Source organism: Mumia zhuanghuii (genome assembly GCF_042681565.1).
GTDB lineage: Bacteria > Actinomycetota > Actinomycetes > Propionibacteriales > Nocardioidaceae > Mumia.
Genome location: NZ_JBHUFT010000008.1, coordinates 541,618 through 558,532 on the forward strand (window position 1 = coordinate 541,618; position 16,915 = coordinate 558,532).

Annotated in this window: 19 protein-coding genes and 1 tRNA gene; 18 read left to right on the forward strand and 2 right to left on the reverse strand. The window is 70.6% G+C overall.

The window, feature by feature from the left end; all coding sequences use genetic code 11:
• A partial coding sequence (locus ACFSDF_RS10910; RefSeq protein ID WP_377157510.1) for a hypothetical protein occupies nucleotides 1-563 on the reverse strand: 563 nt, incomplete at its 3' end.
• 119 nt (nucleotides 564-682) lie between these two features.
• Between ACFSDF_RS10910 and ACFSDF_RS10915 the strand changes: the two genes are divergently transcribed.
• Entirely contained in the window at nucleotides 683-1,543 is an 861-nt protein-coding gene (locus ACFSDF_RS10915) for a 3-hydroxyacyl-CoA dehydrogenase (protein WP_167007485.1), read from the forward strand.
• A gap of 25 nt (nucleotides 1,544-1,568) precedes the next feature.
• Complete coding sequence (locus ACFSDF_RS10920) at nucleotides 1,569-1,871, forward strand: DUF2510 domain-containing protein (RefSeq protein ID WP_167007488.1); 303 nt, start codon at nucleotides 1,569-1,571, stop codon at nucleotides 1,869-1,871.
• Nucleotides 1,872-1,923: 52 nt separating this feature from the next.
• Here the strand turns inward: ACFSDF_RS10920 and ACFSDF_RS10925 are convergent.
• Nucleotides 1,924-1,998: transfer RNA gene (locus tag ACFSDF_RS10925), tRNA-Arg, on the reverse strand.
• Between the two features lie 79 nt (nucleotides 1,999-2,077).
• On the opposite strand from ACFSDF_RS10925, the gene ACFSDF_RS10930 reads away from it, so the two are divergent.
• From ACFSDF_RS10930 to ACFSDF_RS11005, 16 genes are all read left to right on the forward strand, one after another.
• Complete coding sequence (locus ACFSDF_RS10930; protein WP_167007490.1) at nucleotides 2,078-2,491, forward strand: response regulator; 414 nt, start codon at nucleotides 2,078-2,080, stop codon at nucleotides 2,489-2,491.
• A gap of 30 nt (nucleotides 2,492-2,521) precedes the next feature.
• Nucleotides 2,522-4,183, forward strand: coding sequence for an arginine--tRNA ligase (gene argS / locus ACFSDF_RS10935; protein ID WP_167007493.1), 1,662 nt, complete (start codon nucleotides 2,522-2,524; stop codon nucleotides 4,181-4,183).
• A 3-nt stretch (nucleotides 4,184-4,186) separates the two neighbouring features.
• Complete coding sequence (lysA, locus tag ACFSDF_RS10940) at nucleotides 4,187-5,584, forward strand: diaminopimelate decarboxylase (RefSeq protein ID WP_167007495.1); 1,398 nt, start codon at nucleotides 4,187-4,189, stop codon at nucleotides 5,582-5,584.
• Between the two features lie 74 nt (nucleotides 5,585-5,658).
• Nucleotides 5,659-6,972, forward strand: a complete 1,314-nt coding sequence (locus tag ACFSDF_RS10945) for a homoserine dehydrogenase (RefSeq protein WP_167007498.1) — start codon at nucleotides 5,659-5,661, stop codon at nucleotides 6,970-6,972.
• Nucleotides 6,969-8,048 carry a threonine synthase gene (gene thrC, locus ACFSDF_RS10950; RefSeq protein ID WP_279587745.1) on the forward strand — a complete coding sequence of 360 codons (1,080 nt, stop codon included), beginning with the start codon at nucleotides 6,969-6,971 and terminating at the stop codon, nucleotides 8,046-8,048. Before ACFSDF_RS10945 ends, thrC begins: the two co-directional genes overlap by 4 nt.
• A complete protein-coding gene (thrB, locus tag ACFSDF_RS10955; RefSeq protein WP_167007501.1) occupies nucleotides 8,045-8,965 on the forward strand; it encodes a homoserine kinase in 921 nt (306 codons plus the stop codon). The genes thrC and thrB overlap by 4 nt, the downstream gene beginning before the upstream one ends.
• Nucleotides 8,966-9,478: 513 nt before the next feature.
• Nucleotides 9,479-11,284: a transcription termination factor Rho gene (gene rho / locus ACFSDF_RS10960; RefSeq protein WP_167009203.1), complete on the forward strand. Its 1,806-nt coding sequence runs from the start codon at nucleotides 9,479-9,481 to the stop codon at nucleotides 11,282-11,284.
• Complete coding sequence (locus tag ACFSDF_RS10965) at nucleotides 11,284-11,763, forward strand: glutathione peroxidase (protein ID WP_167007503.1); 480 nt, start codon at nucleotides 11,284-11,286, stop codon at nucleotides 11,761-11,763. Before rho ends, ACFSDF_RS10965 begins: the two co-directional genes overlap by 1 nt.
• Complete coding sequence (locus tag ACFSDF_RS10970) at nucleotides 11,760-11,939, forward strand: hypothetical protein (RefSeq protein ID WP_167007506.1); 180 nt, start codon at nucleotides 11,760-11,762, stop codon at nucleotides 11,937-11,939. Before ACFSDF_RS10965 ends, ACFSDF_RS10970 begins: the two co-directional genes overlap by 4 nt.
• A 140-nt stretch (nucleotides 11,940-12,079) precedes the next feature.
• Complete coding sequence (gene rpmE / locus ACFSDF_RS10975) at nucleotides 12,080-12,286, forward strand: 50S ribosomal protein L31 (protein ID WP_039342141.1); 207 nt, start codon at nucleotides 12,080-12,082, stop codon at nucleotides 12,284-12,286.
• A gap of 93 nt (nucleotides 12,287-12,379) precedes the next feature.
• Nucleotides 12,380-13,465: a peptide chain release factor 1 gene (gene prfA / locus ACFSDF_RS10980; RefSeq protein WP_167007508.1), complete on the forward strand. Its 1,086-nt coding sequence runs from the start codon at nucleotides 12,380-12,382 to the stop codon at nucleotides 13,463-13,465.
• Complete coding sequence (gene prmC / locus ACFSDF_RS10985) at nucleotides 13,462-14,313, forward strand: peptide chain release factor N(5)-glutamine methyltransferase (protein ID WP_167007511.1); 852 nt, start codon at nucleotides 13,462-13,464, stop codon at nucleotides 14,311-14,313. Before prfA ends, prmC begins: the two co-directional genes overlap by 4 nt.
• 60 nt (nucleotides 14,314-14,373) lie before the next feature.
• Entirely contained in the window at nucleotides 14,374-15,015 is a 642-nt protein-coding gene (locus ACFSDF_RS10990) for an L-threonylcarbamoyladenylate synthase (protein ID WP_243843088.1), read from the forward strand.
• A 3-nt stretch (nucleotides 15,016-15,018) separates the two neighbouring features.
• Entirely contained in the window at nucleotides 15,019-16,140 is a 1,122-nt protein-coding gene (locus tag ACFSDF_RS10995) for an MraY family glycosyltransferase (protein WP_167007517.1), read from the forward strand.
• Nucleotides 16,141-16,221: 81 nt separating this feature from the next.
• On the forward strand, nucleotides 16,222-16,656 hold the full coding sequence (locus ACFSDF_RS11000; protein WP_167007519.1) for a hypothetical protein: 435 nt from the start codon (nucleotides 16,222-16,224) through the stop codon (nucleotides 16,654-16,656).
• Between the two features lie 27 nt (nucleotides 16,657-16,683).
• Entirely contained in the window at nucleotides 16,684-16,884 is a 201-nt protein-coding gene (locus tag ACFSDF_RS11005) for an AtpZ/AtpI family protein (RefSeq protein WP_167007520.1), read from the forward strand.
• The last annotated feature ends 31 nt before the right edge of the window (nucleotides 16,885-16,915 follow it).

Here is a 16,915-nt window from a genome sequence, read left to right on the forward strand (position 1 = left end):
GCGGCGCTCCACGCAGCGCGTGCGGCCGCCTGGACGACCGGGACCAGCGGGGCGAGCGCCGCGGTGGCGCCGTCCGGCAGCCGGTCGAGGCCCCAGCGTCGCGCGTCGTCGAGGGCGTCCGCGCCGCGTGCACGGCGTTCGAGGCGGCGCCAGCTCTGCTCGAGCGCGAGGACGGCGTCGTCGTACGAGGCGACGCTCGGGTGGTCCCCAGGGCGTACGGCCGACCGCGCGTCGACGGCGTCGGCGGCGACGGAGACGAACTGGGCCGTCGGCTTCTTGGTCACGTCGTCGACGAGGCGTGCGGACGGTCGGGTCGCCGCCTCCTCGCGCATGTCCATCCAGCGGTCGAGGACGGTGTCGTGGCGACGCAGCGCAGAGCGGTGCAGGCGCGCGAAGTAGACCCGCGCACGGCGGCGGTAGCCGATCTCCTCGGCGCCCAGGCCGAACGCGCAGGCACCGACGAGGACGAGGATCATCACGGGTCCGACGGTGGCTCCGACCAGGCCCGCGACCGCGAGCCACACGAGCCACGACATGACTCGGTGCTCACGCTGGGCCTTCATGCCGTCCAGGGTACGACGGGAAAGGGTGCGCGGGTCCGCCTTCGGGCGGGTTTCCCGGAATGCGGAGCGGCCTCATCCGTGACCACGATGCTGATCGGATGCTCGAAAGGAGCGACGTCATGACCGACATCAGAAGCGTGACCGTGCTGGGGACCGGGGTCCTGGGGTCCCAGATCGCCTACGCCACCGCGTACGCCGGCTTCGCCGTGACCGCGTACGACATCGACGACGCTGCCCTCGAGGCCGGCAAAGCACGGTTCGAGGGTCTGGCGAAGACGTACGAGGCCGAGGTCGAGGGCGCAGCAGGAGGCAGGGCTGTCGCGGCTCTCGAACGGATCACGTACTCGTCCGACCTCGCCGACGCGGTCGCGGACGCCGACCTCGTCATCGAGGCCGTCCCGGAGAGCCTCGAGATCAAGCGGTCCACCTGGCAGAAGGTCGGCGAGGCCGCGCCGGAGCGCGCGATCTTCGCGACCAACTCCTCGACCTTGCTGCCGAGCGACTTCAAGGACGCCACCGGTCGCCCGGCCCGCTTCCTCGCGCTGCACTTCGCCAACCGCGTGTGGGTCCAGAACACGGCCGAGGTGATGGGGACCGCGGACACCGATCCCGCGGTGTTCGCGGCGGTCGTGGAGTTCGCGAAGGACATCAACATGGTCCCGATCGCGCTCAAGAAGGAGCAGCCCGGCTACGTCCTGAACTCGCTGCTCGTCCCGTTCCTCAATGCCGGCGCGGCGCTGTGGGTCAACGGGGTCGCCGACGTGGAGACGATCGACAAGACCTGGCGGATCGCCACCGGCGCCCCGATGGGCCCGTTCCAGATCTTCGACGTCATCGGCATGGTCACCCCGTACAACATCGCGAAGGCCTCGGACGACCCGACGCAGCAGAAGTTCGCCGAGATCCTCAAGAGGGACTTCATCGACGAGGGCAAGCTCGGCGTCGCGTCGGGGGAGGGCTTCTACCGGTACGGCGCGTGAGCCGCGGCGGTGAGATCCTCGCCACATGCGCAGCAGGGGAACGCCGAGGGCCGGCTGGTATCCCGACCCGAAGGACGAGGCGCTCTTCCGCTACTGGGACGGCGCGAGCTGGACGACACGCACGTCGTCCGAGCCGCGGGACCCGCACGCGCCACGGCGGCGCCCGGCCGCGCTGGTCGCCGCGGCACTGCTTGCGCTCTTTGCCCTCGGTGTCCTGGGGGCAGGGATCAAGAGCGGTCAGCTGCTCGATCTCGCTGTCGCGGCGGCGCTGCTCGGCGCGGCCGCGTGGCTGCTGCGGCAAGGAATCGGCAACCCCGCAGACTCGTGAGCGCGGCACGCAAAAGCCCCGACCTGTGACAGGTCGGGGCCCTCGTCTTGAGTGGTGCCCCCGGTAGGATTCGAACCTACGCTCCCGCCTCCGGAGGGCGGTGCTCTATCCCCTGAGCTACGGGGGCGAACGCCTCTCGGCGCCGCCTCGCTCGCGTTCCTGAACGAGCCGGACAACGGTACCGCACCCCAAGTACCGTTGCGCACATGCCCTTCCCGTCCGGCCGTCCGCCGCGCGTCCTCGTGGTGGACGACACCGACTCCATCCGCCTGCTGCTCCGGACCAACTTCGAGCTGGAGGGCTGGACCGTCCTCGAGGCGGCAGACGGCCTGGAGTGTCTCGACGTCGTGGTCGACACACATCCGGACGTCGTCACGATCGACGTGGTCATGCCCCGTATGGACGGGCTCGAGACGGTGCGCGCGCTACGCCGGTCGCCGAGCACGCGCGACATCCCGGTCGTGATGGTGACGACGCAGGCGCAGTCGCACGACCTGTTGCGTGGGCAGGAGGCCGGTGTGGAGGCGTACGTCACGAAGCCGTTCGACCCCGCTGTGCTGGTACGGACGGTGCGCGAGGTGCTCGAGGGCTCGGCGAGCCCGCAGGCCGGGCGGGGTTAAGTCGTTGACCGGCCTCGATACGATTCGTAGGTGACTCCCGAACAGCTGTCCGACGCGATCGTCGACGCCCTGAACGCCCTGGTGGCGGCGGGGACCGTCTCCCTGCCCGAGGTCCCGACCCGCGTGGTCGTCGAGCGACCGAAGGTCAAGGACCACGGCGACTATGCGACGAACGTGGCGCTGCAGCTCGGGAAGAAGGCGGGCATGGCCCCGCGCGACCTCGCCACCGCTCTCGCCGAGCAGCTCGCCCAGGCCGCCGGCGTCGGAGCCGTCGAGGTTGCCGGCCCCGGCTTCCTCAACGTCCGTGTCGACACGGGCGCCCAGGGTGTTCTCGCGGGCGAGGTCGTCCGCGCCGGGAGTGCGTACGGGCGCTCCGACGTCCTCGCCGGCCGCGCGATCAACCTCGAGTTCATCTCTGCCAACCCCACTGGTCCGCTGCATCTCGGCCACACCCGCTGGGCGGTCGTCGGCGACGCGATCGCGCGGGTGCTCACGGCGGCGGGGGCACGGGTCTCGACCGAGTTCTATGTCAACGACCGCGGCAGCCAGATGGACAAGTTCGGCGCGTCCCTCATGGCGGTGGCCAACGGCGAGGCCGTCCCCGAGGACGGCTACCACGGCGCGTACGTCGCCGACCTGGCCGCCGAGGTCGTCGAGGCCGTCCCCGGCATCCGTGATCTCCCGACCGACGAGCAGCTCGTCGCGTTCCGCGAGAAGGGCTACGAGCTCCAGCTCGCCCACCAGAAGGCCGACCTCGCGCGGTTCCGGACGATCTTCGACCTCTGGTTCTCCGAGCGCACACTCGTCGCATCCGGGGCGGTCAACCGCGCCCTCGGCGTCATCGACAAGGAAGGCCACCTGTACGAGGCCGACGGTGCCACCTGGATGCGGACCACCGACTTCGGTGACGACAAGGACCGCGTCCTGATCCGCTCCAACGGCGACATGACCTACTTCGCGTCGGACACCGCCTACTACCTCGACAAGCGCGCCCGCGGCTTCGAGCAGTGCCTCTACCTCCTCGGCGCCGACCACCACGGCTACGTCGGCCGGCTCCAGGCGATGGCGGCGTGCGCGGGCGACGACCCTTCGTACAACCTGCAGGTGCTCATCGGCCAGCTCGTGAAGATCCTGGCCGACGGAGAGGAGCTCAAGCTCTCCAAGCGGGCGGGCACGCTCGTGACCCTCACCGAGCTCGTCGACCTCATCGGCGTCGACGCCCTGCGCTACACGCTCGCGCGCCACCCGGTCGACTCGCCGCTGACGATCGACGTCGCCGAGGTGACGCGCCAGAGCGCCGAGAACCCTGTCTACTACGTCCAGTACGCCCACGCGCGGCTGTCGAGCATCCTGCGCAACGCCAGCGACCTCGGGCTCGCCCCGGCGCCCGACGCGGCCGACCTCTCGCTCCTGTCGACCTCGCGCGAGGGCGACCTGCTGCGGGCCCTCGCGGAGTTCCCGCGGGTCGTCGCGCGGGCTGCCGAGCTGCACGAGCCGCACCGCGTCGCCCGCTACCTCGAGGACACCGCCTCGGCATTCCACAAGTTCTACGACGTGTGCCGGGTGCTCCCGCAAGGAGACGAGGAGCCCGGGCCGATCCACGCCGCGCGCCTCGTCCTCGTCGACGCCAGCCGTACGGTGCTCGCCAACGGGCTCGAGCTGCTCGGCGTCTCGGCGCCCGAGCGGATGTGACCCGTGCGCGCGCACGAGGCCGGCGCCCTCCACGGGCAGGCCGGCAGCCGCGGACCCGCATGGCTCCGCGAGCCTGAGGACACCAACGCCCTGGTCGAGCACCTCTGGTCGGCCCACGTCGCCCGACGTGACGACGGGGAGCTCGAGGTCGCGGGCGTCTGCGCCACCGCGCTCGCGGCCGAGTTCGGCACGCCGCTCTACGTCGTCGACGAGGACGACCTGCGCGCTCGCGCACGGGCGTTCCGCGACGCCTTCGACGGCTGGGACGTCTACTACGCCGCCAAGGCCTTCTTATGCACGGCGGTGGCTCGCTGGATCACCGAGGAGGGCCTGCGGATGGACGTCTGCACCGGCGGCGAGCTGGCCGTCGCGCTGCGGGCCGGTGTCCCGGCAGCCAACCTGGGCCTGCACGGCAACAACAAGAGCGTCTCCGAGATCCGCCGCGCCCTCGAGGCGGGAGTCGGCAAGATCATCGTCGACTCGTACGTCGAGGTCGAGAGGGTCGCCGCCGTCGCCGACGAGCTCGGGGTGACCGCACACGTGATGGTGCGCGTGACCGCTGGCGTCGAGGCCCACACCCACGAATACATCGCGACCGCGCACGAGGATCAGAAGTTCGGCCTCTCGATCACCGAGGGCGATGCCTTCGAGGCCGTACGCCGGGTGCTGGCTCAGCCGTCGCTCCACCTCCTCGGGCTGCACTCGCACATCGGCTCGCAGATCTTCGACACGTCGGGGTTCGAGGTGGCGGCCCACCGGGTCGTGACCCTGCACGCCCGGATCGCCGAGGAGCTCGGCTACGCCGCCCCGGAGCTCGACCTGGGAGGCGGGTACGGCATCGCGTACACGACCCAGGACGACCCGGCGACGCCGCAGCAGCTCGCCGACGGCATGCGCGAGATCGTCGAGCGCGAGTGCCGCGGCCTGGGGATCGAGGTGCCGCGCCTGTCGATCGAGCCCGGTCGCGCGATCTCCGGGCCCTCGACGTTCACCCTGTACGAGGTCGGCACCACCAAGGACGTCGCGCTCGACGGTGGCGCGACCCGTCGCTATGTCGCCGTGGACGGCGGGATGAGCGACAACGTCCGTACGGCCCTGTACGACGCCGACTACTCCTGCACCCTCGCGTCGCGGGCGTCGTCGGCCGACGCGGTGCTGAGCCGGATCGTCGGCAAGCACTGCGAGTCCGGCGACATCGTGGTCAAGGACGAGTTCCTGCCGTCCGACATCGGGCCGGGCGACCTGGTCGCCGTTCCAGGGACAGGGGCGTACTGCCGCTCGCTGGCGTCCAACTACAACCACGTCCCGCGGCCTGCGGTCGTGGCGGTGAGGGCGGGCGAGGCGCGGCTGATCGTCCGGCGCGAGACCGAGGACGACCTCCTGCGGCTCGACGTCGGCTGACGGGCGCGTTCTGCCGCCTGCCCGACCTCCGAACACGCTGACCTGACCGCCGACGTGACGACTAGGCTGGACCGGTGACCTCCACCCAGCACGAGACCCGGACGCTCCGCGTCGCCCTGCTCGGCCACGGCGCCGTCGGCAGCGAGGTGGCGCGGCTTCTCACGCGCGACGCCGACGAGCTGGCCCAGCGTGTCGGCGCGCGGTTCGAGCTGGTCGGCGTGGCGGTCCACCGTGCCCGGGCCGACCGTGAGACGTCCTTCGACCCGGCGCTGCTCACCACCGACGCGATGGGCTTGGTGACCCGCGGCGACGTTGACGTCGTGATCGAGCTGATTGGCGGCATCGAGCCCGCGCGCTCGCTGGTCCTCGCCGCGCTCGACGCCGGTGCTTCGGTCGTCACCGGCAACAAGGCGCTGCTCGCCGAGGACGGCGAGACGCTCTTCGCGGCGGCCGAGAAGGCCGGCCGCGACCTCTACTACGAGGCAGCCGTCGCCGGGGCGATCCCGATCGTGCGCCCGCTGCGCGAGTCGCTGGTCGGTGACCACGTACGCCGTGTGCTGGGGATTGTCAACGGCACCACCAACTTCATCCTCGACGCCATGACCACCACCGGCCAGGGCTTCGACGAGGCCCTCGAGGAGGCGCAGCGGCTCGGCTTCGCCGAGGCCGACCCGACCGCCGATGTCGAGGGCTTCGACGCGGCGGCCAAGGCGGCGATCCTCGCAAGCCTGGCGTTCCACACACGGGTGACCATCGAGGACGTCCACCGTGAGGGCATCACCGAGGTGACCGCGGCCGATATCCGCTCCGCCGACGACATGGGCTGCGTGGTCAAGCTCCTCGCGATCTGCGACCAGAGCGCGGACGGCTCCTCTGTCGCGGCGCGTGTCCACCCCGTGATGATCCCCAAGGACCACCCGCTCGCGAGCGTCCGCGGCGCCTACAACGCCGTCTTCGTGGAGAGCGAGTCGGCCGGTCAGCTGATGTTCTACGGACCCGGTGCCGGTGGCGCGCCCACGGCGAGCGCTGTCCTCGGAGACGTGGTCAGCGTTGCCCGCAACCGTCTGCTCGGCGTCAGCGGCCCGCCCGAGCGGACGCACGCCCGGCGCGAGGTGCTCGGCATCGGCGACGCCCGTACCCGCTACCACATCGCCCTCGACGTGGACGACAAGGCCGGCGTGCTCGCGTCGGTCGCGCTGGCGTTCGCCGAGAACGAGGTCTCGATCTCGGCCGTCCGCCAGGAAGGCCACGGCGACGACGCCCAGCTCGTCGTCATCACCCACACCGCATCCGACGCGGCGCTCTCGCGCACCGTCCGGCAGCTGCGCGACCTCCCGATGGTCCGCGACGTCTCGTCGGTCATGCGGGTCGAAGGAGAAGGACTGTGACCCAGCTGCATGGCGCCCGCCCGTGGCGCGGCGTGATCGACGAGTTCCGTGACTGGCTCCCCATGGTCGGTGACACGCCCGCCGTGTCGCTGGGGGAGGGCGGCACGCCGCTCGTCCGGTCCGGTTGGCTGTCGGAGCTCACCGGGAGCGACGTCCGGCTGAAGGTCGAGGGCAGCAACCCGACCGGGTCGTTCAAGGACCGGGGCATGACGGCGGCGATCACCGTCGCCCTGGCCGAGGGCGCCGAGGCCGTCGTCTGCGCGTCCACCGGCAACACCTCGGCCTCGATGGCGGCGTACGCGGTCCGGGCGGGGCTGCGGCCGATCGTGCTCGTGCCGCAGGGCAAGATCGCGGCCGGCAAGATGGCGCAGGCGTTGATGTTCGACTCACTCGTCGTGCAGGTGCGCGGCAACTTCGACGACTGCCTCGACATCGCGCGCGGCCTCGCCGACTCGTACCCCGTTGCGCTCGTCAACTCCGTCAACCCCGTCCGGCTCCAGGGCCAGAAGACGGGCGCGTTCGAGGTCGTCGACGTCTTCGGTGACGCCCCGGACGTGCACGTGATGCCGGTCGGCAACGCGGGCAACATCTCGGCGTACTGGTTGGGCTACCGCGAGTACGCCGAGGCCGACCTCGCCACCCGTACCCCGAGGATGTGGGGCTTCCAGGCCGAGGGCGCCGCCCCGCTCGTCACGGGCTCGCCCGTGCCGGACCCGGAGACCGTTGCCAGCGCCATCCGCATCGGCAACCCGGCGTCGTGGCACCTCGCGGTCGAGGCGCGCGACACCTCCGGCGGCCGCATCAGCGCCGTGTCGGACCAGGAGATCCTCGACGCCCAGCGCGAGCTCGCGCGGCGCGACGGCGTCTTCGTCGAGCCGGCCTCGGCCGCGGGAGTCGCCGGGCTGGTGAAGGCGCACGCCGCAGGCGAGGTGCCGACGGGCGCCACCATCGCGGTCGTCGTCACCGGCAACGGCCTCAAGGACATCGACACGCCACTTCAGCACCTCGGTGCGATCGCAGACCACGTCGTCGATGCGGACGTCCGCAAGGCGGCCGAGCTCGCCGGCCTGGCATGAGCCCGTTCGTCGAGGGCCCGGTCACCGTCCGTACGCCTGCGTCGTCGGCCAACCTCGGGCCCGGTTATGACGCGCTCGGCCTCGGACTCAGCCTGTACGACGAGGTGACGGCGGAGGTCGTCGACGACGGCGGGCTGACCGTCACCGTGGACGGTGTCGGCGCGGCCGACGTCCCGCGCGACGAGTCGCACCTGGTCGTCCGCTCCTTGCGTGCGGTCTTCGACGAGCTGGGGATGACCCAGCCCGGGCTGCGCGTGCACTGCGTCAACCGGATCCCGCACGCCCGTGGGCTCGGCTCGAGCTCGGCGGCGATCGTCGGTGGGATCACGGTCGCGCGGGCACTGCTGTCCGGGTCCGCCTCGATCGCGCCGCTCGGCGAGGCTCGGTTCGACGACGCCGCGGCTCTGCGCCTTGCGACGCGCCTGGAAGGCCACCCCGACAACGTCGCCGCCGCGCTGCTCGGCGGGCTGACGATCGCCTGGATGGACGGCGTCGAGGCTCGGGCGGTCCGCCTCGACGTCGAGGCGGAGGTCGTCGTGTACGTGCCTGAGGACGGGGTCAGCACAGAGGTCGCGCGCGGACTCCTGCCTGCGCATGTCCCGCACGCCGACGCCGCGCTCAACGCCGGCCGTGCCGCCCTGCTCGTCGCCGCGCTCGATGGCCGTCCCGAGCTGCTCTTCGACGCCACCGAGGATGCCTTGCACCAGGCGTACCGCGCGCCGGCGATGCCCGCCTCGTACGCGCTGGTCGAGGTGCTGCGCGCTGACGGTATCCCGGCGATCATCTCCGGCGCCGGCCCGACGGTGCTCGCGTTCGCGACCGATGCGTTCGACGCGGCCCCGCTGGTCGGCCGCGCGCCCGAGGGCTGGGCCGTGCTTTCGCTGCCGGTCGACCGTGCCGGGGCGCGCCAGGTCTGAGTCGCCCGGACGCCCGTTCCCTCCGTCGGTGCCTGGGCGTCCATGGCGCGGGGCGCGTGGACGGTGAGTCACCGATGGGAGGGTCGGGGGGCAGAAGGTCTGTGCTGAACGTCGAAAGGTCACGATTGTATGACTCGCGGCACCAGCGGGGAACAGGTGGTCCGACGGGGGTGTTAGAGTCGCTGACAGGTGATCCGAGAGGGTCCGATCGATCGAACCCCTCTCGATCCCGTCTCTTCCCCGCATCCTCCTGAGTCGTGTACGCGCTCAGAAGTTCCAGGACCCGCGGCGGAAATCGCAATGCTTCGTCCGTTCGCACTGTATGCGGTCGGGCTTGGCGGTTCGCGACATCGTACGAACCGCTGACAACGAGCGGCGCCCGCGCGTCGCCTGACGTGGGAAGGACCTCACGTGACCGAAACACCCACTCTGCTCGACGAATCCGGCGAGCGCTCCACCGAGTCCGCACCCGCGAAGGCCCCGCGCCGTCGCAGCGGCACGGGACTCAACGCGATGGTGCTGCCTGAGCTGCAGCAGATCGCCTCCGGCCTCGGTATCAAGGGCTTCGGCAAGATGCGCAAGGGTGCCCTCATCGAGGCCATCCAGGCCGCGCAGGGCGGCGGCTCGTCCGCCCCCGCGCCCGCCGCGCAGACCAGCACCCCCCAGGCGTCGTCGGCCCCGGTCGCCGACAAGCCCCGCAACGAAGCTCCCGCGAAGCAGGACAAGCCCCGCGACGAGAAGCGCAACGACGCTCCCGCGCGGCAGGACAAGCCCCGCAAGGAGAAGCGCAACGACGACCGTGGCGAGAAGGCTCGCGACCGTGGTGAGAAGCCGCGCGAGGACAAGTCGCGTGACGAGATGCCGCGTGACGAGAAGCCGCGTGACGAGAAGCCGCGCGAGGACAAGTCGCGTGACGAGAAGCCGCGCGAGGACAAGTCGCGTGAGGACAACCGTGACCGTGCCGAGCGCAACAACCGCGACATCCGGGACGGCCGCGACCGTAGCGATCGGGGAGATCAGAAGAACGACGCCGAGAGCGACAACCGTGGCGACCGCGACGGCGAGAGCGGCGGCCGTCGTCGCAACCGCAACCGCAACCGCAACCGCAACCGTGACCGCCCGGAGCGCACCGGGCGCGAGGTCGAGCCGATGGTGAACGAGGACGACGTCCTCATCCCGGCCGCCGGCATCCTCGACGTGCTCGACAACTACGCCTTCGTCCGGACGAGCGGCTACCTCCCCGGCGAGAACGACGTCTACGTCTCCCTGTCGATGGTCCGCAAGTGGGGCCTTCGCAAGGGCGACGCGATCGTCGGCCAGGTGCGCCAGCCCCGCGACGGCGAGCGCAAGGAGAAGTTCAACCCGCTCGTCAAGATCGAGTCGGTCAACGGCATGACGATCGACGAGGCCAAGCAGCGCGTTGAGTTCTCCAAGCTGACGCCGCTGTACCCCTCTGAGCGTCTGCGCCTCGAGATCGACCCGGCCCAGCTGTCCGGCCGCATCATCGACATCGTGTCGCCGATCGGCAAGGGCCAGCGCGGCCTGATCGTCTCGCCTCCCAAGGCCGGCAAGACGATGATCATGCAGCAGATCGCCAACGCGATCACGACCAACAACCCTGAGTGCCACCTGATGGTCGTCCTCGTCGACGAGCGTCCGGAGGAGGTCACCGACTTCCAGCGCACCGTCAAGGGCGAGGTCATCGCCTCGACCTTCGACCGTCCGGCCACCGACCACACCACGGTCGCCGAGCTGGCGATCGAGCGCGCGAAGCGGCTGGTCGAGCTCGGCCACGACGTGGTCGTCCTCCTCGACGGCATCACGCGCCTCGGCCGCGCCTACAACCTGGCGGCCCCCGCCAGCGGCCGCATCCTGTCCGGCGGTGTCGACTCCTCGGCGCTCTACCCGCCCAAGAAGTTCTTCGGCGCGGCCCGCAACATCGAGGACGGTGGCTCGCTGACGATCCTCGCCACCGCGCTCGTCGAGACCGGCTCGCGGATGGACGAGGTGATCTTCGAGGAGTTCAAGGGCACCGGCAACATGGAGCTGCGTCTGCGCCGCGAGTTCGCGGACAAGCGCATCTTCCCGGCGATCGACGTCGAGGCCTCGGGCACCCGCCGCGAGGAGCTCTTGATGAGCCGCGAAGAGCTCGCGATCGTCTGGAAGCTGCGCCGCGTCCTCTCGGCCCTCGACGGCCAGCAGGCCCTCGAGCTGATGATCGACAAGCTCAAGAGCACCAAGAGCAACGTCGAGTTCCTGATGCAGATCAACCAGAGCACCCCGTCGACGGGGCGCCGCGGCGGCGGGGACGACGACTGATGACGAACGCGTACGAGTTCCGGGCCGTCGACATCGACGGGACGGAGCGAGGGCTCGACGAGTACCGCGGCAAAGCCGTCCTCGTCGTCAACACCGCCAGCAAGTGCGGCTTCACCCCGCAGTACGAGGGGTTGGAGGAGCTCTATCGCAAGTACCAGGACGAGGGGCTCGTCGTCCTCGGCTTCCCGTGCGACCAGTTCCGCAACCAGGAGCCGGGCGACGAGGCCGAGATCAAGGAGTTCTGCTCCCTGACGTACGACGTCACGTTCCCGATGTTCTCCAAGGTCGACGTCAACGGCCCGGACGCGCACCCGCTCTACAAGTGGCTGCGCGACCAGAAGTCGGGCGTTCTCGGTGACCGGATCAAGTGGAACTTCACCAAGTTCCTGATCAACTCCGACGGCGACGTCGTGGACCGCTACGCGCCCACGACCAAGCCCGAGGACATCGCCGACGACATCGAGAAGCTCCTGCGGTGAGTCCACTGCTGGTCGCGGTGGTGCTGCTCAACGCACTCGCCGCGGCCTCGGTGCTGTTCGCGCTTACCGAGGCCAACAAGGGCGTCGCGATCTCGGAGCTCGCGGTCTTCCTGACGGCGGCGGTGGCGATGATCGCGATCTCGATCCTGCTGGTGACCGGGTCCATGATCTCGTGAGCCGCGTCACGCCTGCGTGAGCGAGCGCGGGAATGCTCCACCCGCGATTCGTGTTTCACGGAGCGACGGTGGCACAATGCCTGAGGCACTGGTTCACGGCCCGACCGGCGGGCCGACCCAGAGTCGAGCGAGAGGACAACATGAAGAAGGACATTCACCCCACGTACGTGTCGACCGAGGTCTCGTGCACCTGTGGCAACACGTTCACCACGCGCAGCACCGCGACCGACGGCGTCATCCGCGTCGAGACCTGCGCCGCCTGCCACCCGTTCTACACGGGCAAGCAGCGCATCCTGGACACGGGCGGCCGCGTCGCTCGCTTCGAGAAGCGCTACGGCAAGAAGTAACGACGTCACGGCGCCGGCCACGCTCGATGCGTGTGCCGGCGCCGTTGTCGTGCCGGGTCCCGATCGGGTGGACCCGCGAACGAGGAGGAGCCGATGAGCAGGTTCGACGCGGTGGAGACGCTCGTACGCGAGCACTCCGACCTCGAGACCCAGATGGCCGACCCCTCGGTCCACAGCGACCCCGCGAAGGCGAAGCGGCTGGGCCAGCGCTACGCCGAGCTCAGCGGCATCGTCCGCACCTTCCGCGAGTGGCAGCGGGTCGTCGACGACGTCGAGGCTGCTCGCGAGCTCGCTGACGAGGATCCTGGCTTCGCTGCGGAGGTCGAGACCCTGACCGTCCGCGAGCATGAGCTCGCCGAGCGCCTCGAGCACCTGCTCGTCCCGCGCGACCCCGCCGACTCCAAGGACGCGATCCTCGAGATCAAGGCGGGGGAGGGCGGTGAGGAGTCCGCCCTCTTCGCCGGCGACCTGCTCCGGATGTACCTGCGTTGGGCGGAGTCCCGAGGCTGGAAGACCGAGCTCATCGATGAGAACGCCTCCGACCTGGGCGGCTACAAGTCCGTGACGGTCGGCGTCAAGGCGAAGGGCACCCCGGAGCCGGGGGAGGCCCCGTACGCCAAGCTGAAGTTCGAGGGTGGCGTGCACCGTGTCCAGCGGGTCCCTGTGACCGAGTCGCAAGGGCGCGTCCACACCTCCGCAGCGGGCGTCATGGTGTTCCCCGAGGCCGAGTCCGTCGACGTCGAGGTCAACGACAACGACCTGCGGATCGACGTGTTCCGGTCATCCGGTCCTGGCGGACAGAGCGTCAACACCACCGACTCCGCGGTGCGCATCACCCACCTGCCGACCGGCATCGTCGTGAGCTGTCAGAACGAGAAGAGCCAGCTCCAGAACAAGGAGCAGGCGCTGCGCATCCTGCGCTCACGGCTGCTGCAGGCCGCGCAGGACGCGGCGGACGCCGAGGCGTCGGACGCGCGGCGCTCGCAGGTCCGTACGGTTGACCGCTCTGAGCGGATCCGTACGTACAACTTCCCCGAGAACCGCATCTCCGACCACCGCGTCGGGTTCAAGGCGTACAACCTCGACCAGGTGATGGACGGCGCCCTCGACGACGTTGTGAACGCCTGCGTCGAGGCCGATCTCGCGGCGCGCCTCGCGTCGGTCGAGGCCGGTCGGTGACAGACCTGCGAGCCTTGCTCGCCGACGCCACCCGCCAGCTCGCAGAGGCGGGAGTGGCCTCGCCGCGCAACGACGCGGAGCTGCTGCTCGCGCATGTCCTCGGCACGGGGCGGGCGGGCCTGCTGCTGGTCGACGACCTCGACGGCGCTCAGGCGAGCGCGTACGAGGTCCTCGTCGCCCGGCGCGCCACGCGTGAGCCGCTCCAGCACCTCACCACCACGGCGGCGTTCCGCTACCGCGACCTCGCGGTCGGGCCTGGCGTGTTCGTCCCGCGGCCCGAGACCGAGTCCCTGGTCGAGTGGGGGCTCACCGTCCTCGACGGCGTCGAGGCCAAGCACCCCGTCGTGGTCGACCTCGGTACGGGATCGGGCGCGATCGCGGGGGCAGTGGCGTCCGAGCGCCCTCATGCCCGCGTGCATGCGGTGGAGCTCAGCGACGACGCGTTCGCGTACGCCGAGCGCAACCTGGCCGGGCTGGACGTCGACCTGCGGCACGGCGACCTGGCCGACACGTTCGCCGACCTCGACGGCACGGTGGACCTCGTGCTCGCCAACCCTCCGTACATCCCGCTGACCGCGTGGGAGTCGGTGGCCGTGGAGGCGCGCGACCACGACCCCGCGCTGGCGCTCTGGTCCGGCGAGGACGGGTTGGACGCGATGCGCGACGTCGCCGCGACCGCCGCGCGCCTGCTGCGTGACGGCGCGATGGTCGGCGCGGAGCACGCCGACGTGCAGGGGGAGTCTGCTCCAGCGGTGTTCGTCGCGCACGGCGGGTTCGTCGACGTGCAGGACCGTACGGACCTGGCCGGCCGGCCGCGGTTCGTGACCGCGCGGCGCGTCCGGCGCTGACACGGCCTCCCAGGCGAGGGCGCAGACGAGCGTGGGAGGCGGACTGGCACCATGGCCCTTGTGAGCGAACGGTTCTCTTGCGTCGGTGACGACGATGAGCGTGAGGCAGGCCTGGAGGCCGCCAAGGCGGCCCTCCAGAGCCAGAAGTTGGTCGTGACGCCGACCGACACGGTGTACGGCATCGCAGCGGACGCGTTCGACGCCGACGCCGTCGCCGCGCTCCTGGCGGCGAAGGGTCGTGGACGGCACATGCCGCCACCGGTCCTCGTGGGGTCGACGATGACGCTGGACGCCTTGGCGACGGGCGTCGAGCCGTACATCTACACGATGGTCGAGGCGCTCTGGCCGGGGCCGTTGACGGTCATCTGCCACCAGCAGGACTCTCTCGCCTGGGACCTGGGCGAGACCCGGGGCACGGTCGCTGTCCGGATGCCAGATGATGCCACCACGCTCGCCCTGCTTCAGCGCACCGGCCCACTCGCGGTCTCGAGCGCGAACCTCACCGGCCACCCTGCCGCGACGACGGTCGTCGAGGCCGAGGAGCAGCTCGGCGACTCGGTCGCGGTCTATCTGGACGGCGGACCCTCGGGCAGCGGCGTCCCGTCGACGATCGTGGACTGTACGGGGGAGCGCCCGCGGATCGTCCGTCCCGGCGCCGTCACCGCCGAGCGGTTGATCGAGCTGGGGCTCGAGGTCGCCTGAGCCATGCGCGAGTATCTCGTCGTCTTCCTGGTCGCTGTGGCGGTGACCTATCTGCTCGCCGTGCTGGCACGGGAGGGCGCGATGAAGGTCGGGGCGTACGCGCGCGTGCGCGACCGCGACGTCCACGCGGTGCCCATCCCCTACTTCGGCGGCGTGGCGATGCTGTTCGGCCTGCTGGCGGCCTATCTTGTCGCGGCGCGGATGCCGTTCTTGTCCAGCTCGGAGGACGCGGTCCTCGCGGACGCGGGCGCCGTCATGGTCGGCGCGACGGTGATCACGCTGGTCGGGGTCATCGACGACGTGTACGAGCTCGACGCGCTCACGAAGTTCGCCGGACAGCTCCTGGCGGCGGTGATCACCGTCTCCATGGGCGTGCAGCTCGTCTACCTCCCGCTGCCCGGCAACACCTGGGCGATCGACCCGCTGCAGTCGATCCTCTTCTCCGTCCTGACGATCGTGATCTGCGTCAACGCGGTCAACTTCGTCGACGGTCTGGACGGGCTGGCAGCGGGAGTGGTCGGGATCGGCGCGGTCGCGTTCTTCATCTTCGCCTTCGTCCTGGTCGCCGAGAACCGGCAGACCAACGCCATCGCGGCCGCGATGCTGTGTGCCGCGCTCGCGGGCGTGTGCGTGGGGATCTTGCCGCACAACTTCAACCCGGCGCGGATGTTCATCGGCGACGCCGGAGCGATGCTCATCGGCTTCGTGCTGGCCTGCTCGGCCGTCTCGCTGTCGGGGCGGTTCTCGGCGGCCGAGGCGATACAAGGCCTCGGCGGCGCGCAGGCGTCGCTGGTCCCCGCCCTGCTGCCGCTGTTGCTGCCGTTCGCGGTGCTGCTCGTGCCGTTCGTCGACCTGCTGATGGCGGTCGTGCGCCGGACCCGCGCGGGGCGCTCGCCGTTCGCGCCCGACAAGCTGCACCTGCACCACCGGCTGCTCGAGATCGGCCACTCCCACCGGCGGGCCGTGCTCGCGATGTACATGATCGCCGGCGTGGTCGCCTTCGGCGCTGTCGCGCTAGGCCTCGTCGGCGGCTGGCGGGCGAGCGCAGGGGTGGTGGTGATGGTGGTCGTGACGGCGTTCGTGGTGTTCTGGCTGCCCCGGGTCGGGCGTACGGGCCGAGCCTGAGAAGGCCCCGGGTTTGGGGCCCGTGAAGCGCTTGTGCTAGTTTTCACAAACACCCACCCGCACGTTTGGACGGCCGCCCCCATGACGACCACCCAGAGCTCGACCCGACGCCCCGTACGCGTGACCCGCGTGCTCGGTGGGGTCGTTCTCGCGGCGGCAGTGTCGTGCATGGCCGGCAGCGCGCTCGTGGCCGGTGGGCCAGGTGTCGTCGGGTCCTTGATCGGGGTCGCGCTCGTCGCGTTCCTGCTCGGGTTCACCGCCGTCGCTCTCAAGGTCCTCGCCAAGCCGGCGAACGGCGCGACGCTCCTCATCGCGCTCCTGCTCTACTCGACCAACGTGCTCTTCGTTGCCGCCCTCGCTCTCGTGCTCACGCAGTCGGGTGCGCTCGGCGATGTCGTGCACGGCGGAGCCCTCGGGATCACCCTTCTCGTGGGTGCTCTCGTGAGCACCGCACTGTTCGTCGTTGCCGCCGTGACGAGCCGCCAGCCGCTGTACGACCTGGGGGTCGAGTCGTGAGCCGGGCATGCTACCGTTCCGTTGGCAATGAGCGAATCCTCCCGACGTCCTCGACGCAGCCTGAGCCAGGCGATCAGCCGGATCGTCGGAGGGATCGTGGTCTACGGAGCCATCGGCTTCGGACTGGATCGCTGGTGGGGGACCTCGTTCATGGTGTTCGCCGGCGCAGCCCTCGGGGCAGCGCTCGGGATCTTCACCGTGTACGCGGCCACGCCGCACAAGTCCTGACCGTTCATCTGCTACCCGACGTACCCATGAC